At 64.2% G+C, this 23156-nt stretch carries 15 protein-coding genes; 12 read left to right on the forward strand and 3 right to left on the reverse strand.

Features of this window, described 5'->3' with window-relative positions; translation table 11 throughout:
- Positions 1–207: 207 nt before the first annotated feature.
- On the forward strand, positions 208–1494 hold the full coding sequence (locus H7687_RS02580; RefSeq protein ID WP_308469772.1) for a nitrite/sulfite reductase: 1287 nt from the start codon (positions 208–210) through the stop codon (positions 1492–1494).
- A gap of 241 nt (positions 1495–1735) precedes the next feature.
- Here H7687_RS02580 and H7687_RS02585 read toward each other — a convergent pair whose 3' ends face one another.
- Entirely contained in the window at positions 1736–4336 is a 2601-nt protein-coding gene (locus tag H7687_RS02585) for a cache domain-containing protein (protein WP_183344785.1), read from the reverse strand.
- Positions 4337–4957: 621 nt separating this feature from the next.
- Positions 4958–8404: a pyruvate carboxylase gene (locus tag H7687_RS02590; RefSeq protein WP_183344786.1), complete on the reverse strand. Its 3447-nt coding sequence runs from the start codon at positions 8402–8404 to the stop codon at positions 4958–4960.
- Positions 8405–8755: 351 nt separating this feature from the next.
- Between H7687_RS02590 and H7687_RS02595 the strand changes: the two genes are divergently transcribed.
- From H7687_RS02595 to H7687_RS02645, 11 genes are all read left to right on the forward strand, one after another.
- Positions 8756–9439 (forward strand): DUF554 domain-containing protein, encoded by a 684-nt coding sequence (locus H7687_RS02595; protein WP_183344788.1) that lies wholly within the window; start codon positions 8756–8758, stop codon positions 9437–9439.
- A 224-nt stretch (positions 9440–9663) separates the two neighbouring features.
- The gene (gene murI, locus H7687_RS02600; RefSeq protein WP_183344790.1) at positions 9664–10503 is read left to right on the forward strand and encodes a glutamate racemase; all 840 of its coding nucleotides are present in this window, start codon (positions 9664–9666) and stop codon (positions 10501–10503) included.
- The gene (locus H7687_RS02605; protein WP_183344793.1) at positions 10487–11077 is read left to right on the forward strand and encodes a GerMN domain-containing protein; all 591 of its coding nucleotides are present in this window, start codon (positions 10487–10489) and stop codon (positions 11075–11077) included. The genes murI and H7687_RS02605 overlap by 17 nt, the downstream gene beginning before the upstream one ends.
- A gap of 276 nt (positions 11078–11353) precedes the next feature.
- The gene (locus H7687_RS02610) at positions 11354–13798 is read left to right on the forward strand and encodes a homocysteine S-methyltransferase family protein (RefSeq protein WP_183344795.1); all 2445 of its coding nucleotides are present in this window, start codon (positions 11354–11356) and stop codon (positions 13796–13798) included.
- Between the two features lie 107 nt (positions 13799–13905).
- Positions 13906–14409, forward strand: a complete 504-nt coding sequence (locus H7687_RS02615; RefSeq protein ID WP_183344796.1) for a RomY N-terminal domain-containing regulatory protein — start codon at positions 13906–13908, stop codon at positions 14407–14409.
- A 22-nt stretch (positions 14410–14431) separates the two neighbouring features.
- Positions 14432–15256 carry a transketolase gene (locus H7687_RS02620; RefSeq protein ID WP_183344798.1) on the forward strand — a complete coding sequence of 275 codons (825 nt, stop codon included), beginning with the start codon at positions 14432–14434 and terminating at the stop codon, positions 15254–15256.
- A gap of 160 nt (positions 15257–15416) precedes the next feature.
- Positions 15417–16349 (forward strand): transketolase family protein, encoded by a 933-nt coding sequence (locus H7687_RS02625; protein WP_183344800.1) that lies wholly within the window; start codon positions 15417–15419, stop codon positions 16347–16349.
- Positions 16349–17044 (forward strand): type II secretion system protein, encoded by a 696-nt coding sequence (locus H7687_RS02630; protein WP_246404522.1) that lies wholly within the window; start codon positions 16349–16351, stop codon positions 17042–17044. The genes H7687_RS02625 and H7687_RS02630 overlap by 1 nt, the downstream gene beginning before the upstream one ends.
- An 87-nt stretch (positions 17045–17131) precedes the next feature.
- A complete protein-coding gene (locus tag H7687_RS02635; RefSeq protein ID WP_246404529.1) occupies positions 17132–18613 on the forward strand; it encodes a HAMP domain-containing sensor histidine kinase in 1482 nt (493 codons plus the stop codon).
- An 80-nt stretch (positions 18614–18693) separates the two neighbouring features.
- Complete coding sequence (locus H7687_RS02640) at positions 18694–20064, forward strand: sigma-54-dependent transcriptional regulator (protein ID WP_183344802.1); 1371 nt, start codon at positions 18694–18696, stop codon at positions 20062–20064.
- Between the two features lie 64 nt (positions 20065–20128).
- Entirely contained in the window at positions 20129–21772 is a 1644-nt protein-coding gene (locus tag H7687_RS02645; RefSeq protein ID WP_183344804.1) for a hypothetical protein, read from the forward strand.
- A 106-nt stretch (positions 21773–21878) separates the two neighbouring features.
- Here H7687_RS02645 and H7687_RS02650 read toward each other — a convergent pair whose 3' ends face one another.
- Complete coding sequence (locus H7687_RS02650; RefSeq protein ID WP_183344806.1) at positions 21879–22985, reverse strand: DUF362 domain-containing protein; 1107 nt, start codon at positions 22983–22985, stop codon at positions 21879–21881.
- Between the last annotated feature and the right edge of the window lie 171 nt (positions 22986–23156).

Here is a 23156-nt window from a genome sequence, read left to right on the forward strand (position 1 = left end):
GCATGCGCCCTGTTACCCCCTGCACCACCACGGCAGCACCGCCCCGCTTCCACTTCCGCCTCACTCCTCCGGCTTCCCCTCCCGTCGTTCCACCCCTGCACGCAGTTTCCCCGGAGTGATTTTGAGATGACGGCGTGCGCCGAAAAAGTGTACTATCGGAGGCCGCGCCGGCTCGCGGCAGACCAGACGTACCAGGAGAGCATTATCATGACCGACAAGAACCTGCGCCTCGAGGGGATCTACCCCCAGCGCCAGAAGGAATTTTTCATGCAGCGCGTCAAGCTTCCCGCCGGCATCATTTCCGCCGACCAGGCTCTCAAGGTGGCGCAGCTGGCCGGGCGTTACGCGCGCGGGGTGGTCCACCTCACCACCAGGGGGAGCATCGAGCTGCACTGGCTCACCGAGGCGGACCTCCCGGTGGTGGCCGCGCAACTGGCCCAGGTGGGTCTCTACAACCGCGGCGCCTGCGGCGGCGCCGTGCGCGGCGTCATCTGCGGCAGTCTCTCCGCGGCGGGCGCCCCGGCCCTGGAGGCGCTGGTCAGGAAGATCCACCGCCATTTCACCGGCAACCCCCGCTTCGAGAGGCTTCCCAAGAAGTTCAAGATCGGCGTCGAAGCGGACACGACGAGCAAGAGGCACCTGATCCAGGACCTGGCCTTCGTCCCTGCGGCCAGCGACGAGGGCAGGGCGCGTTACGACGTCTACGCCGCCGGCGGCCTCGGCCGTGAACCCCAGCCGGGATTCCTGCTGGCGCAGGCGGTTGCCGAGGACGCCCTGATTCCGCTGATCGAGCGGGTGCTGGTGGAGTACGAGGCCAATACACCGCCGCCCAAGCGGCTGAAGTTCCTGGTGGGGCAGATAGGACAGGAGGAGTTCCGGCGCAGGGTGCTGGGGAACGAGCTGGAAGAGTTGCCGCTGCCGGCGCCGACCCTGACCGGGAGCCTGGTGCCGGTGCCGGCCGCGGCCGAGGACCGGCTGGAGGCCCATGTTTTTGCGGGTGAGCTTGCTGCCGACGGGCTGGCTGCGCTGGCGGATATCGCCGCGAGGTTCTGCGGCGGGATGCTGATGGTGACGGGGAACCAGACCGTGGTGCTGCACCTGGTCCAGGGAAGCGAGCGCGAAGAGGCGCTCGAGGCGCTGGCCCAGGCCGGTTTTGCCAATGAAAGCGCCGCGGAGCGGGTCGTGTTCCGGGTCTGCCCGGGTAACCACGAGTGCATCATGGGGCTCGCCGCGACCCGTGACGTGGCGGCGGCCGTGGTGGCGGAGCTTGGGGAAGAGGCGCTCCAGCTTAGCTGGGCCATCTCCGGCTGTCCCAACTGCTGTGCCCAGCCGCAGCTGGCGCAGGCGGGGATCGTGGCGTCGCGGCTGGTTGCCGACCAGGCCGGGCGTGCGCCGCGTTTCGACCTGTACCGCGCCGGCGCCGGCGCCTTCGCCGAGCCGGTGCAGCAGGGGCTCAACCTGACCGAGCTTTTGGACGCGGTCAAAAAGATCTAGAACCCGTTCTACGTTCTATGTTCTAAGTTCTACGTTATTTCTCTTACCCCTCTCCCTCCGGGAGAGGGTGCCCGCAGGGCGGGTGAGGGCGATGCCGTTTGCACCTCACCTGCCTCGTGCAATGCCCTCACCCCCGCCCCTCTCCCAGGGGGCGAGGGGAGCACACCTGCCCCACATCAGTACCTCGCTCCGCTCACACTCCCGAACGTAGAACGTAGAACGTAGAAACGTAGAACGTCCGTCAGTTTTCGTCCAGCAGTTCCCGCACCCGGGCCAGCAGTTCGTTGATCTTGATCGGCTTGGAAATGAAATGACGGGGATCCCCCATGGTGAGGGTGTCGGTGATGATGTCGGCGGTATAGCCGCTCATGAAGATGACCTTGACGCCGGGGGACAGGGCGGAGATGGCCTGGTAGGCGTCCCTGCCGTTCATGCGCGGCATGATCACGTCCATGATGATCATGGCCACACTCCCCGCTGCCGCCTTGAATTTTTCCACGGCGTCGACCCCGTCCACCGCCGTGATGACCCGGTAGCCGAAATCCTGCAAGAGCTCCCGCACCATGTCCCGTATCACCGCGTCGTCCTCGACCAGGAGCAGGGTCTCCTCGCCGCCATGGACGGAATCGTCGACCGTGATGTTCTCGCTGGGCGCGGGGAGGTCGATCAGGGGGAAGTAGAGCCTGAACACGGTGCCGTGCCCCACCTCGCTGTAACAGTTGATGAAGCCGGAGTGCTGCTTGACGATGCCGTACACCATTGCCAGACCCAGGCCGGTCCCCTTGCCCGGCTCCTTGGTGGTGAAAAACGGCTCGAAGATCCTGTCCTTCGTTTTCTCGTCCATGCCCACACCGGTGTCGGCCACCGTGATCAGGGCGTAGCTCCCCGGAACGCCGTAGCCGTGCGCCGAGATGAAGTCCTGGTCGAGCATGATGCGGTTGGTCGAGATGCTCAGGATGCCGCCGCCGGCCATGGCGTCCCGGGCGTTCACGGCCAGGTTCATGATCACCTGTTCGATCTGTCCCGAATCCGCCAGTACTGAAAGCTCCCCGTCCTCCACCTGTATCCTGACTTCGATATGCTCCGGTATCAGGCGGCGCAGCATGACCTCCAGGTTGACCAGGATGGCGTTCAGCCCGACCGGGGCGGGGTTGGTCACCTGCTTCCTGCTGTAGGCCAAAAGGCTCCGGGTCAGGTTGGCCGCCCGCTCGGAGGCCCGCAGGATCTCGCTCACCTTCCCCTGCAGCGGATGCCCCTCTTCGAGCTGCACCTGCATCATGGTGCTGTAGCCGATGATGGCGGTGAGGATGTTGTTGAAGTCGTGGGCGATGCCGCCGGTCAGGGTGCCGATGGCCTCCATCTTCTGGGACTGGGTCAGCTGGTGTTCCAGGGCCCTGCGCTCTTCCTCGGCCTGGAGCCGGTCGGTCACGTCGTAGCAGGTCCCGATGTACCCGGCGAAGTTGCCATCCAGCCCGTTGAACGGCCTCCCCATGTCGATGATCCAGTGGTGGCTGCCGTCGGCGTGGCGCAGCCGGTACTGCATCTGGAACGGCGCCCGCTGGGCGAAGGCGTCGCGGTACGTTTTCAGGCAGTAATCCTGGTCCTCGGGGTGCACCCCGGTGGCCCAACCCTCGCCCAGCTCATCCGCCAGCTCCCGCCCCGTGAACTCCAGCCAGGTCCGGTTGAAGTAATTCACCTTGCTGTCGGTGCCGGCACGCCAGATCATGGCGGGTAAGTTCTCGAACAGGGTCAGGTAGAAGTCCGCGGAGCGTTCCAGTTCCAGGAGCATGGTATTGAAGGTGCGGGCCATCTGGCCGATCTCGTCGTCTGAGGTGACCGGCGCCAGTTTCTGGGCCAGGTCCGCCTTGCCGGGGAGCTCCTCCAGGTGCCTGGTGAAGGAGGCCAGCGGCCTGGTCAGGTACTGCATAAAGGGCCAGACCAGGCAGAGCGAGAGCAGGGCGGCGAGCAGGGAGCCGGCGATGAAATAGTTCCTGGCTGCATGGACCGGGGCGTAGGCCTCCTCTATGGGATAGCTGACCGCAAGCACCCACCCCGTCGACTTCAGCCGCTTCACCGAGCGCAGCACGGGGACGCCGATGCGGGCCATGGTCTCGGCGGTGCCCTGGAAACCCTGCAGGGCGCGATCCACCATCAGGTTGGTCCCCGGAGGGTCCTGGCGCAGCACCCTGCGTTTGTCCGGGTGCATGAGGACGTTGCGCCGGCTGTCGTAGAGGGACAAAAAGCCCTTCTTGCCCAGCTTCAGGTTCGCCAGGGAGCGCAGGAAGTGCTGCTCGCGCAGATCGATGCTCCCCCCGAGGATGCCGGCGAGCTGGTTGTTCTTATCGAAGATGGGAACCGTGAACATGATGATGGGGTGGCTTTGCTTCTGCAGCGAGGCGAAGGGGGGGGAGATGTAGGTGGCGCCGCGCTTCACGGTCTCCTTGTAGTACTCGCGGAAGGAGAAGTCCATGCCGATGAAGTTGAGGTCGCGGGGGGTGGCCGCCACCAGTTTGCCGGAGGCGGAAAAAAGCAGGAGCGAGTTGTCGAAAAAGGCATGCTGTTTCTGCTCGGCATCGAGCATGCGCTGGGCCTGTTCGGGGTGGTCCACGGCGTCGGCGCTGAGGCGGCCGGAGAGGTTGTGCAGCACGTGGGTAAAGTCGAAGATCCGGTCGTCGACCTGGGTGGCCAGTGAGTCCAGGAGGAGGGCTTGCTGCTGCGAGATGCTTTCTTTGAAGGTCTTCTCAAAGAACAGGTACGACCCGACCGCGGAAACGGCCATTAGCACCGCGACCAGGAGGAACACGGCCAGGGTCATCTTCGTCTTCATGCTGGTGAAAAGCACAAGCGCTCCGGTGGCTGCCGGTTCCCGGTCCCGGCTGCTGTCACAGTCTCCGCTCCGTTCCGCTGCCTGGCTGGCAGCCACTGTCAGTCATGTAAATTCTTATAAACCTTCTTGTGTCAATAACAACTGAGATGTGAGCTTTTAATATTTGTTTTTGCCAATACTTTAACTGCTTTTTATGGAAATGCCATTTCTTATGACAGATTTAACTAATTTTATGAGAGAGAAGGTCTGTATGTGCCTGGTATGGAAAGACTTCTCAGCGGGGGGAAGCTGCGGACCCGGCCCGCGCCGGAAGCAGGGGGACAGCCGCAGCGTCAATTTACTGTCGATTTCGGCGCCCACGGGGCCAAAGTGGACAACTATCAATGTTTTAGCGGCGTTTACGGTGTAGACTGCGGCTGGCAGTAGTTCTTCTATCCACGTCACCTGTGGAAAACTATGTGGAGAAACGGGGGTGGGCGGCATGAAAATACCGTAATGGGGAGGTCTCCAGCAGATTGCACTAATTTTAAGCAGCTAAAACCGGCGTGATTACAGGGGGCGCCAACGATTTGGCGCCGGCAATTGGAACACAAAAAAAGGGGGGCAGAGCCCCCCTTGTGACAGTACCACTATTTACTATGCCATTACGAAAAGGAGCTCCTCTTTTTCGACCTTGCCCCCTTCCTTGCACTTCACCTCGGCGACGGTGCCGTCCTCCTTGGCCTTGATGTTGGTCTCCATCTTCATGGCCTCGGTGACCGCCAGGATGTCCCCCGCCTTGACGGCGTCACCGACCTTGACGTTCATCTTGATCACCTTGCCCGGCATGGGCGCGCCGACATGCTTGGGATTGCCCTTGTCCGCCTTCTCGTGGCCGCACTCGTCGCTTTGCACCGACTGGTCGCGCACGGTGACGCTCCTGGCGTTGCCGTTGAGTTCGAAGTAGATCTTCTTGGTGCCGTCGGGCTGGGTCTTGCCGATGGCGTTGAGCTTCACGATCAGCGTCTTGCCCGGCTGCAGCTCGATGGAGGTCTCCTGCCCCGGCTCCAGGCCGTAGAAGAAGATCGGGGTCGGAATCACCGAGACGTCGGAGAACTCCTGGCGGTGCTTGGCGTATTCTACGTAGACGCTGGGGTACATCATGTAGGACATGAGTTCTTCGTCGTTCACCGGGTGTCCCACCTTGGCCTCGGCGGCGGCGCGCTCCTTCTCGAAGTCGGCCGGCTCCAGGAGCTCGCCCGGGCGGCAGGTGATGGGCTCCTGCCCCTTGAGGATGATCTTCTGCAGCTCCTTGGGGAAGCCCTGGTAGGGCTGGCCGATCATACCCTTGAAGAAGCCGACCACGGATTCGGGGAAGGCGAGGTCCGCGCCCGGGGCGAAGACGTCCTCGGGCTCCAGGTTGTTCTTCACCAGGAACATGGCCATGTCCCCCACCACCTTGGAGGAGGGGGTGACCTTGACCACGTCGCCGAAGAGGAGGTTCACCTTGTGGTACATCTCCTTGCACTCCTCCCAGCGCTCGATGAGGCCCAGACCGGCGACCTGCGGCTTGTAGTTGGAGTACTGCCCGCCCGGGATCTCGTGGTGGTAGACCTCGGCGGTGCCGCTTTTAAGGCCCGACTCGAACGGGGCGTAGTAGTCGCGCACCGTCTCCCAGTAGTTGGCCAGCTGCTGCAGGCCGCGCTCGTTCACCTGCGGGTCGAACTCGGTCCCCTTCAGGGTCGCCACCAGCGCGTTCAGGTTGGGCTGCGAGGTGAGACCGGAGATGGAGGAGAGCGCCGCGTCGACGATGTCGACCCCGGCCTGCGCCGCCATCAAGAGCAGTGCGCCGCCGTTGCCGGAGGTGTCGTGGGTGTGCAGGTGCACCGGGATGCCGATCTCCTCCTTGAGCGCCTTGACCAGCTGGTAGCCGGCGTAGGGCTTCAAAAGGCCCGCCATGTCCTTGATGGCGAGGATGTGGGCGCCCATTTTTTCCAGCTCCTTGGCCATGGAGACGTAGTAGGAGAGCGGGTACTTGGTGCGGGTGGGATCGGAGATGTCGCCGGTGTAGCAAATGGCGGCCTCGCAGATCTTGCCCGACTTCTGCACCGCCTCCATCGCCACCTGCATGCCGCGGGTCCAGTTGAGCGAGTCGAAGACGCGGAAGACGTCGACCCCGGATTCCGCCGCCTGCGCCACGAAGCGCTGCACCACGTTGTCCGGGTAGTTGGTGTAGCCGACGGCGTTGGAGCCGCGCAGCAGCATCTGGAACAGGACGTTGGGGATCGCCTCGGTGAGGGCGTGCAGCCTCTGCCAGGGATCTTCCTTCAAGAAACGCATGGAGACGTCGAAGGTGGCGCCGCCCCACAGCTCCAGGGAGAACAGGTCGCTGGCCAGGTGCGAGGTGGCGTCGGCGACCTTCAACAGGTCATAGGTCCGGACGCGGGTCGCCAGAAGCGACTGGTGCGCGTCGCGCATGGTGGTGTCGGTGAGGAGGAGCTTCTTCTGCTCCAGCACCCACTTGGCGAGCCCCTCGGCCCCTTTCTCGCGCAGGATGTCCTTGGTCCCCTTGGGCTTCTGGGCGAAGAGGTCGATCTGCGGCACGGCCGCCTCGATAAGCTCCGCGGAGCGCAAAGGCTTGGCCACGCCGGGGGAGCCGTTGACGATGACGTCGCCCAGGAAGTTGAGCACCTTGTTGGCGCGGTCCTTCTTCTCCGGGATCACCAGCAGCTCCGGGTGCTGGTCGATGAAGGAGGTGTTGCACTCGCCGGCCAGGAACACCGGGTGGGTGATCACGTTCTCCAAAAAGCCGATGTTCGTCTTCACGCCGCGCACGCGGAATTCCTGGAGGCTGCGGTCCATGATGTGGGCGGCTTCCGCGAAGGTGAGCCCCCAGGAGCTCACTTTCACCAGCAGCGAGTCGTAGTGCGGGGTGATCTGGGCGCCGGTGAAGGCGTTGCCCGCGTCGAGGCGCACGCCGCAGCCGGCGGAGGAACGGTAGGTGGTCAGGGTGCCGAAGTCGGGTGCGAAGTTGTTGGTCGGGTCCTCGGTGGTGATGCGGCACTGGATGGCGAAGCCGCGCATCTCGATGGAGCCCTGGTTGGGGATGTTGATCTCCGGGTCGGAGAGGCGTTTCCCCTCGGCGATCAGGATCTGCGCCTGCACCAGGTTGCGGCCGGTGATCATCTCGGTCACCGTGTGCTCGACCTGGATGCGCGGGTTCATCTCGATGAAGTAGTAGCGCCCTTCCTCGTCCAAAAGGAATTCGACGGTGCCGGCGTTGCGGTAGCCGACCTGCTTGGCGATCTTCAGGGCGTCGGTGCACAGGGCGAGGCGGGTGTCACCGGGGAGCGCGAGCGAAGGGGCGAACTCGACCACCTTCTGGTGGCGGCGCTGGATGGAGCAGTCGCGCTCGTAGAAGTGCACCAGGCTGCCGTAGCCGTCGCCCAGCACCTGCACCTCGATGTGCTTGGGGTTTTTCAGGTAGCGCTCCAGGAACACGGAGGGGTCGCCGAAGGCGGCCTTCGCCTCCGAGGAGGCCGACTGCAGCCCCTCGAGGAGCTCCTTCTGGTTGTTGGCCACGCGCATGCCGCGCCCGCCGCCGCCGGCCGCCGCCTTGATGATGATCGGGTAGCCGTGGTTCTTGGCGAAGATGAGGGCGTCCTCCTCGTGGACGATGGGCTCCTCGGTGCCGGGGACGGTGGCCACGCCGGCCGCCTTGGCCACCTTCCTCGCCGCCACCTTGTCGCCCAGGGCGCGCTGCATCTCGGCGGTCGGTCCGATGAAGGCGATGCCGTTTTGCTCGCACTTCTCGGCGAACTCGGCGTTTTCAGCCAGGAAGCCGTAACCGGGATGGATGGCGTCGACATCGCGCTTTTTGGCCAGGGCGATGATCTCGTCGATGCCGAGGTAGGCGTCGATGGGGGCTTTCCCCTTGCCGACCTGGTACGCTTCATCAGCCTTGTAGCGGTGCAGCGAGAGCTTGTCCTCTTCCGAATAGATGGCAACCGTGCTGATGCCGAGTTCGGTGCAGGCGCGGAAGATCCTGATCGCGATCTCCCCGCGGTTAGCTGCCATCACCTTCCTGAATTTCCGTGCTTCCATTTCCTCTCCTTTAGTGGGGGTATTTTTTTACCGAGACTAAAACAAATGGTGGAAATTTTATTGCCGTTTTAAAACAACCGGCGCCGTATTGGTAAAACCAATTTTCCCTTATGTTTTGAGGGTTTAATTGTGTATTCAAAGGGAGGCATATAAAAGCAGATTCCCTTTCGAATGTCAATCATGGAATCGTGTTATATTTTTGTATACTTTCCTCAAACGCGATACGACAGATAAAGATTAAGATTGAGATTAAGAAAAGCCTATCCTAAATCTTAATCTTTGTCTTAATCTTCATCTTAATCTGGTTCATTTTGCTTGCCTTGGCGCGGAGAAGTTTCTATCTTTGCCCCCATGATCATGCAAGGAACGGCGGTAAACGCAGCGGCAATCGTTATCGGCAGCGCCCTCGGCCTGAAGGCGGGGCATCTCATCTCCAGCAAGGTGCGCGGCACCGTCATGGCCGGGCTCGGCCTTGCCGTACTACTTATCGGCATCCAACTCGCTTTCAAAAGCCAGCAACCGATGATTATTATAGGCTCGCTGATCGGCGGGGGGATCATCGGCGAACTGCTCGGCATAGAGGCGCGCCTGGAGGCCCTCGGCAACTGGATCGGCGACCGCTTCAAGGGGAGCGGCCGGATCTCCGAAGGGTTCGTGACCGCGAGCCTGCTCTACTGCGTCGGCGCCATGGCCATCATGGGGGCGCTCCAGGACGGGCTCGGTTCCCGCCCCGACATCCTTTACGCCAAGGCGGCGCTGGACGGCATCGCCTCGGTGGCCCTGGCCTCCACCCTCGGCGCCGGCGTGCTCTTCTCGGCGCTTCCTCTCTTTGCCTACCAGGGCGCCATCACCCTCTCCGCCACCTTGGCCCAGCAGATCCTGACCCCGGTCGTGGTGCAGGAGATGAACGCGGTGGGCGGCCTTCTTATCCTCGCCATCGGGCTGGACATGCTCGGGGTCAAGAGGGTCCCGGTGGGCAACCTGCTCCCCGCCGTTTTCCTGGCGCCTCCCCTGGTGATGCTCTTCGTGTCGTAAACCTTGACAATCTCTCTAACAATTTAATAACATGCCATACTTCCCACCTTCGCGCTTCGCGCTACGGTGGGCAAGCCCGCGGCAGAAGGGACTGGCTCCGTTAGGTGCCTGTCCCTCTAGCGGAACGCTTCTTTCAGCTCAGCCACCAAGGGGACAGGCACCTGGCGGAGCCAGTCCCCTCCCCGGGCGAAGAGTCGCATCAATCAGCAATTGGAGAAAAGATTTTGGCCTGGAAAGCAATCGGGATCTTCGATTCCGGCGTGGGCGGGTTGACCGTCCTTAAAGAAGTGGTGCAGACGCTCCCCCAGGAGGACACCATCTACCTCGGGGATACCGCCCGGGTCCCCTACGGCACCAAGTCACCGGAGACGGTGATCCGCTACTCGCGCCAGATCGCCCGCTACCTTTTGAACCGCGACATCAAGCTCCTCGTGGTCGCCTGCAACACCGCTTCCGCGGTGGCGCTCGCAGCGCTGCAGCAGGAGTTCGACATCCCCATCGTCGGGGTGATCGAGCCGGGCGCCCGCGCCGCTGCCGCGGCGACCAGGACCGGCAAGGTCGGCGTCATCGGCACCGCCGCCACCGTGGCCTCCTCCGCCTACACCAAGGCCATCAAGCGGATCAACCCGGACATCGAGGTGGTGAACCGTGCCTGCCCGCTGTTCGTCCCGCTGGCGGAGGAAGGGTGGGTGGACAACGAGGTGACCAGGATGACCGCGCGCATCTACCTCGAGGACCTGAAGGCGCAGGGTGTCGACACCCTGGTGCTGGGCTGCACCCATTACCCGATCCTCAAGGACGTCATCGCGCAGGTGATGGGGCCGGAGGTGACCCTGGTGGACTCCGCGGCCGAGACCGCCCGCACGGTAGCGCAGATCCTCACCGAACAGGGGCTGTTGCGTCCGGAGAGCGAGCGCGGCAATCACCACTACTACGTCACCGACATCCCGGCTGGTTTCATCAGGGTCGGCAACCGGTTCCTCGGCGGCGAACTGGGGGACGTCTACCAGGTGAGCCTGGAGCAGGAACTGGAAGAAGGAGGGGACGGTGAAGAGACGTACTAACAGGGCCAAGGGTGTCCTGCTGATCGCCTTCCTCGTTTTCGCGGTGGTGGTCGGCCTGATGGTGTTCAGGAAATACCGGACCGCGACCCAGGTGGCGCCGCCCGCAGCACCCACCGAGCAGGTCGACACCCGGGTGGTGACGCTGTTCTTCTCCAACCAGGACGGCACCTCGCTGGCGCGGGAAGGGCGCGAGATAGCGGTCGAGGACACCACCGACGACATGATCGCCAGCGTGGTGGACGAGCTGGTGGTGGGGCCTTTGGGGGACCTGGCGCCCACCTTGCCGCACAACGCGAAGGTGCTCGGGGCGCAGTTGAAGGGGGACGTGGCGCAGGTCGATTTCTCCAAGGAGTTGGTGGAGAGCCTGCCCGAGGGGAGCTCGGCCGAGATGAGCGCCGTGTACTCCGTGGTGGACACCGTGGTCGCCAATTTCCCGCAGGTCAAAGCGGTGCAGTTCCTGGTGGACGGCGTGCCGGTGAAGGAGTTGAAGGGGCACCTGGACGTCTCGGCCCCGATCGCCGCCGACTTCACGTTGGAGAAGAAGGAGGCGCCTGCGGCGCCGGAAAAACAATAAACAGACCCGGAGCAGACCCGGAACACAGAGGACACAGAGGTCCACAGAGGGCACAGAGTTTACGAAGGACTCTCGCCAATACCCTCTCCCCCCGGGAGAGGGTGCCCGAAGGGCGGGTGAGGGCTTTGCCGGCTCCGGACCTCCCTCACCCTAGCCCTCTCCCAGAGGGAGAGGGGATGTGGACCGTCGAGGGAGAAGATTTTGCCTTTCCTTAGTGCTCCTCTGTGTCCTCTGTGGTTAATGCTTTTGCTTTTAATTTCCTTATAGGGGTGACCGATGAAGATGCCGTTTATGCAGGCGGTTAGAGAGCGGGTGCTGGTTCTGGACGGCGCCATGGGGACCATGCTGCAGGAGCGCGGGCTGAAGGCGGGACAGTCGCCCGAGGAGATGAACCTGACCGCCCCCGAGGTGGTGGCGGGGGTGCACCGCGCCTACGTCGAGGCCGGCGCCGACATCATCGTCACCAACACCTTCGGCGGCACCAAGGCCAAGCTCGACCACTACGGCCTGGGCGACCAGGTGGCCCGCATCAACGCCGAGGCGGTCCGCATCGCCCGCGAGGTGGCCGGCGAGAACGCCTACGTGGCGGGCTCCATCGGACCGACCGGACGCTTCGTGGAGCCGGTGGGCGACATGGGCTTCGACGAGGCGCACGCGCTCTTCACCGAGCAGGCCCGGGCCCTCATCGACGCCGGCTGCGACGCCATCTCCCTGGAAACCTTCCTGGACATCAAGGAGATCCGCGCCGCCCTGATCGCCATCCGCGAGCTTTCCGCGGACATCCCGGTGATCGCGATGCTCACCTTCGAGGAGAAGGGGAGAAGCGTACTGGGCTCGCCGCCTGAGGCCGCCGCCATTACCCTGGAAGCGGCGGGCGCCTCCATCATCGGCTCCAACTGCGGCCTGGGCGTGGACGGCATCTACGACATCCTCTGCGCCATGAGGAAGGTGACCTCCCTGCCGCTCATCTCCCAGGCCAACGCGGGGCTCCCGATCCTCAAGGACGGCGTCACCGTCTTCCCCGGCACCCCCGACGAGATGACCGCCTACCACGACCGCATGATCGGGCTGGGCGTGCGCGTCATCGGCGGCTGCTGCGGCACCACCCCGGCGCACATCGCGGCCATCAAGGACGCGCTTTCCGGCAAGCAGGTCGCCTTTACCGCGAAGGAGGACGACGGCACCACCTGGATCTCCAGCCGCGGCTCCTTCGCCGCCATCGGCAAGAAGCACCCGGTGGCCCTGATCGGCGAACGCATCAACCCGACGGGGAAGAAGCTCTATTCCCAGGAGTTGCGTGAAGGTAAGGTGAGCTACATCCGCCGCGAGGCCCTGGAACAGACCGAGCTGGGGGCGACGCTGCTCGACGTCAACGTGGGCGCCCCCGGCATCGACGAGCCCGCCGCCATGGAGCGCGCGGTCTTCTGCATCTCGGGTGCGGTGCAGACGCCGCTGGTGCTCGACTCCTCCTCCCCCGAGGCGCTGGAGGCGGGGCTCAAGTCCGCCGACGGCAAGGTGCTGATCAACTCGGTGAACGGCGAGGAGAAGAGCCTCGCCGCGGTGCTGCCGCTGGCCAGGAAATACGGCGCCGCGCTGGTCTGCCTCACCCTGGACGACGCCGGTATCCCGGCCGAGGCCGAGGGGAGGGTGGCGGTGGCGCAGAAGATCGCCGAGCGCGCCGCGGCCGCCGGCATCAAGCGCAGCGACCTGGTGGTCGACTGCCTCACCCTCACCGTGAGCGCCGAGCCCAAGGGGGCGCTGGTCGCCCTGGAGGCGGTACGCCGGGTGAGCGAACTGGGACTGAACAGCACCCTGGGCGTATCCAACATCTCCTTCGGCCTCCCCTGCCGGCCGCTGATCTCGTCCACCTTCTTCTCCATGGTCATGGCCGCCGGTCTCACCTCCGCCATCGTCAACGTGAAAGAGACGCCCATGATGGCGGCCTGGAGAAGCGCCATGGTGCTGCTCGGCAAGGACGTCAACGCCGCCGGCTACATCGACGCCTACCGCGGCCAGGCCGTCGGCGCCACCGTGCAGCCTGCGACCGCAGCCGGGACCGTCGGCACCGTCCAGGCCGAGGCCGCGCAGCCGGAAGGGGTCCGCGGGCGCCTGGCCAAGGCCGTCATCAATGGCGAGCTCGAGTCAGTGGTTCCGCTGGTCGAGGAGGCCCTGGCCGAGGGGCTTTCGCCGATGCAGATCAGTTCGGAAGCGCTATTGGTCGGCCTGGACGAGGTCGGTCGGCGTTTCGGCAACGGCTCCTTCTTCCTGCCGCAGGTGATGGTCTCCGCCGACACCATGAAGGCCGCCTTCGCACGCCTGAAGCAGGAGCTTTCCGGCGGCGGGCTGGCGAGCATCGGCAAGATCCTCATGGCCACGGTCGAAGGTGACATCCACGACATCGGCAAGAACATCGTGGTGACGCTTCTGGAGAACAACGGTTTCGAGGTGATCGACCTGGGCAAGAACGTGCCGGCGGCCAAGATCCTGGACGCGGCGCGCACTCACCAGGTGGACGCGGTCGGGCTCTCGGCGCTGATGACCACCACCATGGCCCGGATGGACGAGGTGGTGACCCTCTTGAAGTCGGAAGGGGTGAAGAGCTTCACCATGGTGGGGGGCGCCGTCGTCACCCAGCAGTACGCCGACGAGATCGGCGCCGACCTCTACGCCAAGGACGGCATGGAGGCGGTGGCCCGCATCAAGGAACTGCTGGCAAAATAAACGCTTTTTTGCGGTCAGGGGAGCCGGTTTGGCCCCGAATATCGCTTGCAACGCCGCTCCCGCTGTGCTAACTTGCCACGGGTCCGCCATTTGGCGTAGAGGGTAGCATGGTACTAGGTTTCAACCACAATATCAGGTACAAAGGGGAGCTGTTCCACGTCCAGACCGAGGACAGCGGCGTCGCCAATCCCCATATTATCACCCTGCTTTACCGCGGGGGGACCATCCTCGCGTCCGCGAAGACCAGCTATGCCGACATCATCAAGGTGGAGCAGCTGGAAACGGTGGTCGAGTCGATCATGAAAGAGCAGCACAAGGACATGATGCGCCGCCTGAAAAACGGCGAGTTCGACGCCCGCATCTTCCCCGACGGCGTACCGGCGGGCGCGAGCGAAGAGCAGAGTCCCGCTGCCGAAGAGCAACGCCCCGCTGCACCTGCAGCCGCCGCATCCCCCGCGCCGCAGCAAGCACCGGCGCCTCCCGCCATGGCGCGCCCTGCGCAGCAGGCCCCCCCGGTACCGCCGGCCCCTACCGTGCCCCCGGCATCCCCAGCCCATCGTAGCCTGGATGAGGTGATCCTCGATTACCTGATTACGGGCGAGGACAAATAAAGCCAGCCTGAAAGGAACCTTCGTGAAAGAAAAGATTGCAGATCTGGAAGAAAAGGCGAGGCGCCTGCGCGTCGCCATCGTGAAGACGCTGCACAAGTCGCAGTCCGGCCACACCGGCGGCTCGCTCTCCGCCATCGACATGGTGTGCGCACTGTACTTCCACAAGATGCGCCACAACCCGGCGGAGCCCGCCTGGGAGGGCAGGGACCGCTTCGTGCTCAGCAAGGGGCACGCCGCTCCGGCGCTCTACGTGACCCTGGCCGAGTGCGGCTACTTCCCGCCCGAGGACCTGATGATGCTGCGCCGCCTGGGCAGCCACCTGCAGGGGCACCCGGACAGCAAGGGTACCCCGGGCGTGGACGTCTGCACCGGTAGCCTGGGCCAGGGGCTTTCCATGGCCAACGGCATGGCGCTGGGGCTCAAGCTGGACGGCAAGGAAAACCGCGTCTACGCGGTGCTCGGCGACGGCGAGCTGCAGGAAGGGCAGATCTGGGAGGCCGCCATGGCCGCCGCCCACTACAAGAGTGACAACCTGTGCGCCCTGATCGACTCCAACGGCCTGCAGATCGACGGCGACGTCTCCAAGGTCATGAACGTCAACTCCATCTCGGACAAGTTCAAGGCCTTCGGCTGGAACGTGATCGAGATCGACGGGCACGACATGGGGCAGATTGTGGCCGCCCTGGACCACGCCGAGGCGCACAAGGGGGCTCCGACCGCCATCGTCGCCAAGACCGTCAAGGGCAAAGGGGTGCACCTGTTCGAGAACAAGGCCTCCTACCACGGCGTGACCCCCAACGACGACGAGCTTCCCGAGGCGCTGCGCTGCCTGGGGTGCTGCGACTAAACCGGTCGGTTGCCGACGCTCCCCGCATTCCCCTCCCCCCGGAGGGGGGAGGTCGGGAGGGGGGCTTACGCTGCGACGAAAAACTTTTCCCCCTCCCTGACCCTCCCCCTCCGGGGGCGGGAACGTGGGGCGGCGGACACATACAGAAAGGGACTTACCTATGATCGCAACGAGGGACGCTTACGGCGAGGCGCTGGCCGAGCTGGGGGGCGAGAACGACAAGATAGTGGTACTGGACGCGGACCTCTCCGGGTCCACCAAGACCGGCGTGTTCGCGAAGAAATTCCCGAACCGCTTCTTCAACATGGGCATCGCCGAGGCCAACATGGTGGGCACCGCCGCAGGGCTTGCCGCGGTGGGGAAGGTCCCCTTCCTCTCCACCTTCGCCATCTTCGCCGCCGGCCGCGGCTGGGAGCAGATCCGCCAGTCGGTCGCCTACCCCAAGGCCAACGTGAAGATCGTCGCCACCCACGGCGGGGTCACCGTCGGTGAGGACGGGGGGAGCCACCAGTCGGTCGAGGACGTCGCCATCATGCGCGCCATCCCCAACATGACCGTCATCGTCCCCGCCGACGGCGAGGAGACCAAGGGCGCCATCCGCGCCGCCGCCGCCTACAAGGGGCCGGTCTACGTGCGCCTGGGCCGCAACAAGGTCCCCAGCGTGTTCCCGGCCGGGCACCAGTTCGAGATCGGCAAGGGCGTGGTCGTGGTACCGGGTACCGACCTCACCTTCATCACCACCGGCCTCATGACCGCCGCCGCTGTCACCGCCGCCGAGAAACTGAAGGCGGAGGGGATCTCCGCACGCGTGCTGCACATCGGCACCATCAAGCCGCTGGACAAGGAGCTGGTGCTCCAGGCCGCCGAGGAGACCGGCGCCATCGTCACCGCCGAGGAGCATTCCGTCGTGGGCGGCCTGGGCGGCGCCGTCGCCGAGTTCCTGGCCGAGACCCGCCCGACCCTGATGAAGAGGGTTGGGGTCTACGACCGCTTCGGCACCTCCGGCAAATCGGACGAACTGCTCAAGTATTTCGGGCTCAACGCCGAAACCCTCATCGAAGAGGCCAGGGAGATCGTTTCGAGGAAGAAATGATGCCAAGGGTGCTCCGGTCCAACAGGGGCTTCACCTATATCGGCGCCCTGGTGATGGCCGTGATCGTCGGGATCATGGCCAGCCGGGCCGCCGTGGTCTGGAGCACCGCCATGAAGCGCGAGCGGGAGGAAGAGCTGATCTCCCGCGGCACCCAGATCCGGGACGCCCTGCGCAAGTGGTACAAGGTCAAGGTCGTCGACGGGAAGCTGGTGTCGAGCCAGACTCCCGCCAACGCCGCCCCCGTCGCACCGCCGGCGGTGGCGGGGCCTCCTGAGCTGAAGTCGCTGCTCCAGGACCCCAACACCCCGGGCAAGCTGCGCTACCTGCGTCCCTTCGCCCTGGTGGACCCCATCACCGGCAAGGAGTGGGACGAGATCAAGAAGGACGGCAAGATCATCGGCGTCAAGTCCAAGAGTGAACTGGCCCCGGTCAAGCAGGGGAACTTCCCCTTCGATCTGCACCCGGCCGACTTCGAGAAGAAACAGAAGTACAGCGAGTGGGAATTCGTGTACGACCGCATCCCGCCGCTTACCAAGACCGGCGGGGCGATCACGGGGCTGCCGACGAGCAGCAGCCCGACCCCGTTCACTCCCGGGGCGTCAGAAACCTCCGGCAACGCCGGCGGTTCTGACGAGTCGCCGTCGGCATCGCCGACCAGAAAGTCGCGCTTCAACAGAGGAAACACCACCCCCTAGTCTGCAGGTGGGCCCCCTCCCGGAGGGGGAGCAGCGCCCGAAACCGGAGGCACCCTGATTTTCAAGAGTCTCACATCGCGGGTTATCGTGCTTTCCATCTGTCTGCTCGTGTTCGGCATCGGGACCTTCGCTTTCCTGACGCTGCGGCGTGAGCAGATGCAGCTCGTCAACTCCGCCCGTGAATCCAGCGAACTCCTGCTCGATACCATCGAACGCTCCCTGTACAACTCCATGCGCCACGGCAACACCGAGGACGTGAAGGTGATCCTGGAGATGGTGGGGCAGAGCGAGAACCTGGTCGGGGTGCGCATCTTCCATCCCCACGGCGTGATCCTCAAGTCCTCACAGACTTCCGAGGTGGGGCGCGTCGTGGACCAGCACGACTTCAAACTTTTCCTGGACAACAAACGCGAGGGGGTTTTCACCCTGGACGGGCACGGCGAGGTGCTCGGCATGGTGAAGCCGATCTACAACAACCGGCAGTGCAACCTGTGCCACGGCGCGAAAAGCAGGATCATCGGCCTGTTGAACGTGAACTACTCGCTGGTGGAGACCAGGCGGCGCATCGTCGAACTGACCAAGCTCTTCGTCATGTCCACCGTGGCCATCATCGGCTTCCTGTCGCTGGCCATCTCGCTGGTCATGCTGAAGTTCGTGAAGAAGCCGCTCAACCAGCTGGCCAAGAACATGGCCCGGGTCGAGGCGGGTGACCTCTCGGTGCGCATGACCCCGCAAGGCAAGGACGAGATCGGGCGCCTGATCGTCTCCTTCGACTCCATGGTGGACCGGCTGGACCGCGCCAAGAAGGAGCTGGAGACCTACCACTACCAGCAGATGGAGCGCGCCGACCGGCTCGCCTCGGTGGGTGAGATGGCCGCCGGCATCGCCCACGAGATCAAGAACCCGCTCACCGGGATCGCCGCCGCCATCACGGTGCTCAAAGACGACTTCTCCCCGGAGGACGGGCGTTCCCTGATCATCGGCGAGGTGCTGGAGCAGATCTCCCGGCTGGACAAGACGGTCAACGATCTCCTTTTCTTCGGCAAGCCGACCGTCGCCGAGCCGACCTGCACCGACATCAACAGCGCCCTGAAGAAGATCCTGATCTTCGCGTCGCAGCACCGCGGCGGCAAGAACATCGAGAAGAAGCTGGAGCTCGCCGAGGACCTGCCGCCGGTCTACGTCGACCCCAAGCAGATCCAGCAGGTGTTCCTGAACCTGTTCCTGAACGCGGTGCAGGCGATGCAGTCCGGGGGGGTCCTCACCGTGACCAGCTCGCTGGCCCACGTGGACGGCATGGACATGGTGCGGGTGCTGGTCAACGACACCGGGCCGGGCATCCCGCCGCAGATACTGGAAAAGATCTTCACGCCGTTTTTCACCACCAAGGCCCAGGGGACCGGCCTTGGCCTGGCCATCAGCCACCGGCTCATCGAGCAGCACGGCGGGCGCCTTTCCTGCGTCAGCCAGGACGGCGTCGGCACCACCTTCTCGGTGGAGCTCCCGGCCTACTGCCCGAGCCAGGAGGAGCTGGAAAAAGCACAGTTGAGTAGCGGCATTATCGGTTAAGCGATCGCAGCAGAAAGCAGTACGGCAGACCCCTACCACCCCGGGCCAGCGGGCCCGGCACCACATCCTAAGGAGCCGCCATGCGCAGAGCGAAAATAATGGTCGTTGACGATGAGCACCTGATCCGGTGGTCGCTGGAGCAGAACCTCAAGAAGCAGGGTTACGAGGTCTGTACCGCGGGGACCGGCGAGGACGCGCTCAGGATCGCCCGGGAAGAGCAGCCCGAGCTGGTGCTGCTGGACTACCACCTCCCCGGTATCAACGGCCTCGAGGTACTGCAACGGCTCAAAGAAATCGACGAAGAGATCCTGGTGATCATGGTGACCGCCCAGGGAGGCCTGGAGACCGCGGTCAACACCATGCGCCACGGCGCCTACGACTACATCAACAAGCCCTTCAACCTGGACGAGATGGGGCTCGTGGTCAGGAAGGCCCTGGAGACCTCGGAGTTGCGCCGCGAGGTGGTCCAGCTCAGGAGCGAGCACAAAAAGCAGGGACCGCCCAAGATCCTGGGCAACTCCAAGCACATGAAAAACGTGCTGGAGATGATGGCCAAGGTGGCCAAGAGCGACGCCTCCACCGTCCTGGTGCAGGGGGAGTCGGGGACCGGCAAGGAGCTGGTGGCGAAGTACATCCACTACGAATCCGCCCGCGCCGACAAGCCTTTCGTCGCCATCAACTGCGCCGCCGTCCCCGCCACCCTGTTGGAGAGCGAGCTCTTCGGCCACGAGAAAGGGGCCTTCACCGACGCCAAGACCTCCAAGAAGGGCCTCTTCGAACTGGCCGACGGCGGCACCGTGTTCCTGGACGAGATCGGGGACATGGAAATCGGCATGCAGGCCAAGCTGCTCCGTTTCCTCGAGGACCGCACCTTCCGGCGCATCGGCGGGGCCAAGGTGATCCCGGTGGACGTGCGCATCATCTCCGCGACCAACAAGGACCTGATGAAGGCCATCGAGGAGAAGAGCTTCAGGAACGACCTGTACTACCGGCTCCAGGTGATCCCGATCTTCCTGCCCGCCCTGCGCGAGCGCAAGGAGGACATCCTGGTGCTGGCCAACCACTTCATCGAGGTCTTCTCGAAGGAATTCGCCAAACCGACTAAGGGAATCTCCAGCATGGCCGAAAAGCTCCTGGTGGAGTACAACTGGCCCGGCAACATCCGCGAGCTGAAGAACGTCATCGAGCGCGCCATCATCCTGGGCAACGACGAGAACCTGCTCCTGGAGAACCTGCCGCTGGAGATCGTGGCCAAGGCCTCACAGGTCACCGTGCCGCTCACCACCTTCAAGCTCCCCCCCGAAGGGATCGACATCGAGGAGGTGGAGCGCGAGCTGATCAAGCAGTCCCTGGAGATGACCGACTGGAACCAGTCCAAGGCCGCCAAGAAGCTGAACCTCGGCATCGACGCGTTCCGTTACCGCATGAAGAAATTCGGCTTCCTCAAGTAGGAGCCATCCCGGGAGGTGCCACTGCGCCCTCGCGGGTGACAGGCCGCAGCAGCAGGTACACCGGATGCCGCCTAAAGCTACCACCCACAGCATGACCATGCGCCCTGGCAGATTCTCTGCCGGGGCGTTCTTCGTCCCGGGGATGCTGCTGGCGGTGCTGGTCGCTTTCCCCACCCTCGCCGGCGCCTCCTTTGCCGTCCCTGCCGTACCTGCCGTCCCTGCCGTACCCGCGCCCGCTGCGTCCGTGGCGGCGCCTCCCGCTCAGAGCGACATCTTCCCCCTGCAACTGCCCGGTCTGCCCCAGCTGGCGCCGGGGGGTGCCGCACCCGGTATCCGCACCGACTTTCGCGCCGAGTTTCCCACCCAGTACTGGAACGGCGTCCGCGCGGCGGAGCCGACCTTCGTGCTGCAGCGGGGCGAGTACGAAGGCAGCAGCTACAAACTGCTGGCGGAGATGGGCGATCTGAAGCTGCAGCAGACCCGCAACACGCTGCAGGAGGTGCGGGGGCGGGGAGGGCACTTCTCCCTGCTGACCGGCAACTCGGGCAACCGGGCCGTCGTGGAGACCTTCGCCACGTCTCGAGGGGGCGGCGGCGACGATACCCTGGTGGGGGCCACCGGCGAGCTGTCGCTTCAGGACGACAGCGCCCGCTTCAAGACCATCTTCCTCTCCGGCCGCAAATCCCTCGACCGCGAGGGGCGTTGGCCCACGGCCGGCGCCCGGCGGGGCGACGTGGTCGGTTTCGTGGCGCAGCTGGAGCCGTTCAAGGGAGTAGTCGCCGCCGAGGCGGAGTACGACTATTCCACCTACGACGCCAACACCTCCGACCTGACCTCGCCGCTGCGGGACAGCGCCTACCGGCTCAAGCTCTCCGGCGGAGTGGGCCCCAGCCGCTACATCGCGCTCTATGAGCGAACCGGCCCCCGCTATCGGCTCATGAACGACGGACCTACCCGCGACCGCCAGGGGGGGAGCTTCGGCGTGGAGACGGCGATAGCCTCCCACGTCTTCGACGTCAAACTCTCGCGCTACAACGACAACCTGGACAACGACCCGCTCGCGCCCAGGCTGTACCGCTACGAGGGGGTGTTCGACTACCGCTTCAAGGGGGTGAGGGAACTTCCCCTGGCGCTGCAGTACAGGAAGAGTTTCATCGACAGCACCAAGGAACCGCTCGGGTCGCTCCCCAAGGACGTGGCGGAGGATGCGGTTTCGGGGCAGGTGAACTACCTGGCGGGGCACTGGGACCTGGGAGTGCGCGGCGGGATGTCGCAGCGTACCGACCGGCTGCGCCAGCAACGGGAGCTGAGCACGACCAGCGTGGGCTTTCTCCCCAAGTTCTCCGCTGGCAGTTTTACCGTGGCGCCCGACCTGTCCCTGAAGAGGGTGATGGACTTCTCCGCCGCGCAGCGCACCGACCAGTATGCGCTCAACCTCGGGGTGACCGGCAAGCTGCTGGAGAAAAGGCTCGACTACGAGATCAAGGGGGGCTACAAGCGGGAGTGCACCGGGGTGCCGGGGACCGGCAAGGAGATTGTAGGCGCCAAGCTGAAGGCGGTCTATCCGCTGGCGCGCTTCTTCAATTGGACCCGGCAGCCCAGCCTGGGGATCAAAGGGGAGTACAGCGAGGTAAACAACCTGACCGAGGATCGCAGGGAGAACAATTTCTCCCTGCTGATCTCCCTGGACGGCGGGAGCTTCTTGTGAGGCAGACTAAGATTAAGATAAAGATTAAGGTTTCACCTTTACCTGTATGTAAATCATCTAAATCTCAATCTTAGTCTTAATCTTAATCTTAGTCTCAATCTGCCTCTCAGATTCTCACCAGTTCGTAACTCCTCGTCCCGATGCCGATCTTCTCGGCGTGCTCCAGCTGCACTTCCCAGTCGATCTGGGGGTGCACGCCGCGGAACTTGTCGCCGCCGGGCTCGTGACCGCTGGCGAGCGCGGTCTCCTGGTTGCCGCGTGCGTTGTTGACCAGGTCCGCGCAGGCCTGGTCCAGCGCCACCGGGTCGGCCGAGGCGCAGATGCCGATGTCGTTCACGATGGGGGCGTCGGCGTGCCCGTAGCAGTCGCAGGCGGGCGAGACCTGGGTGATGAAGTTCAGGAACAGGGTCTTGCCCTCTTTGCCGTAGAGGGCGCCCTTGGCGTACTCCGCCATCTTGCGCATCACCAGCGACGCGCTCTCGTTCCACTGGATGTTGATCGCCTTTCTCTGGCACGCGGTGATGCAGCGGCTGCACCCGACGCAGGCGGCGGGATCGATCTGGGCCTTCCCCTCGATGATGGCGATGGCGGCGTGGGCGCACGATTTCAGGCAGACGCTGCAGCCGTTGCAGAAGCGCTCGGCCACCTTGGGCGCCACCGTGGAGTGCTGCTGCATCTTGCCGGTGCGGCTGGAGCACCCCATGCCGAGGTTCTTCAGCGTGCCGCCGAAGCCGGTCAACTCGTGACACTTGAAGTGGGAAACGGCGATCAGGGCGTCCGCTTCCAGGATCTCGGCGCCGATGTTCACCGTCTTCAGGATCTCGCCGTCCACCTGCACGTCCCTGGCGTTATGCCCCTTCAGGCCGTCGCACATGATGAGCGGCGCGTTGACCACGGCGTAGGCGAAGCCGTTCTCGACGGCGCAGGCCAGGGCGGACACCGCCTCCTTACGCTCGCCGGGATAGAGGGTGGAGGAGTCGGTCAGAAACGGCTTCCCCTCCAGCGCCTTGATCTCGTCCACCACGCGGCGCAGGAAGATGGGGCGGATGAAGGTGTGGTTGCCCCGCTCGCCGAAGTGAACCTTGATGGCGACCAGGTCCCCGGCCGCGACACTCTGCGCCAGGCCGGCCTGCTGCATCAGGCGGCCGATCTTGCCGAACAGGTTCTCCTTGGCCCCCGCCCTCATGTCCGCAAAAAACACCTTGCTCTTCATAAACTTCCCCTCCTTTAGGCAGTGCCCACAACACGATCTGCGATTGGTATCACATATCGCCGGCCAATTCAACAGCACGTAACTTTTTCTTGCTCTGTCGATAAAATATGTTATTTATTAAAAATTCTCAGCGTACTGCGCCGGGAATGAGCGGAAACGACGCAGCAGGAG

Origin of the sequence: Geomonas paludis (assembly GCF_014193585.1) — a bacterium.
In the GTDB taxonomy this organism is placed as follows: domain Bacteria; phylum Desulfobacterota; class Desulfuromonadia; order Geobacterales; family Geobacteraceae; genus Geomonas; species Geomonas paludis.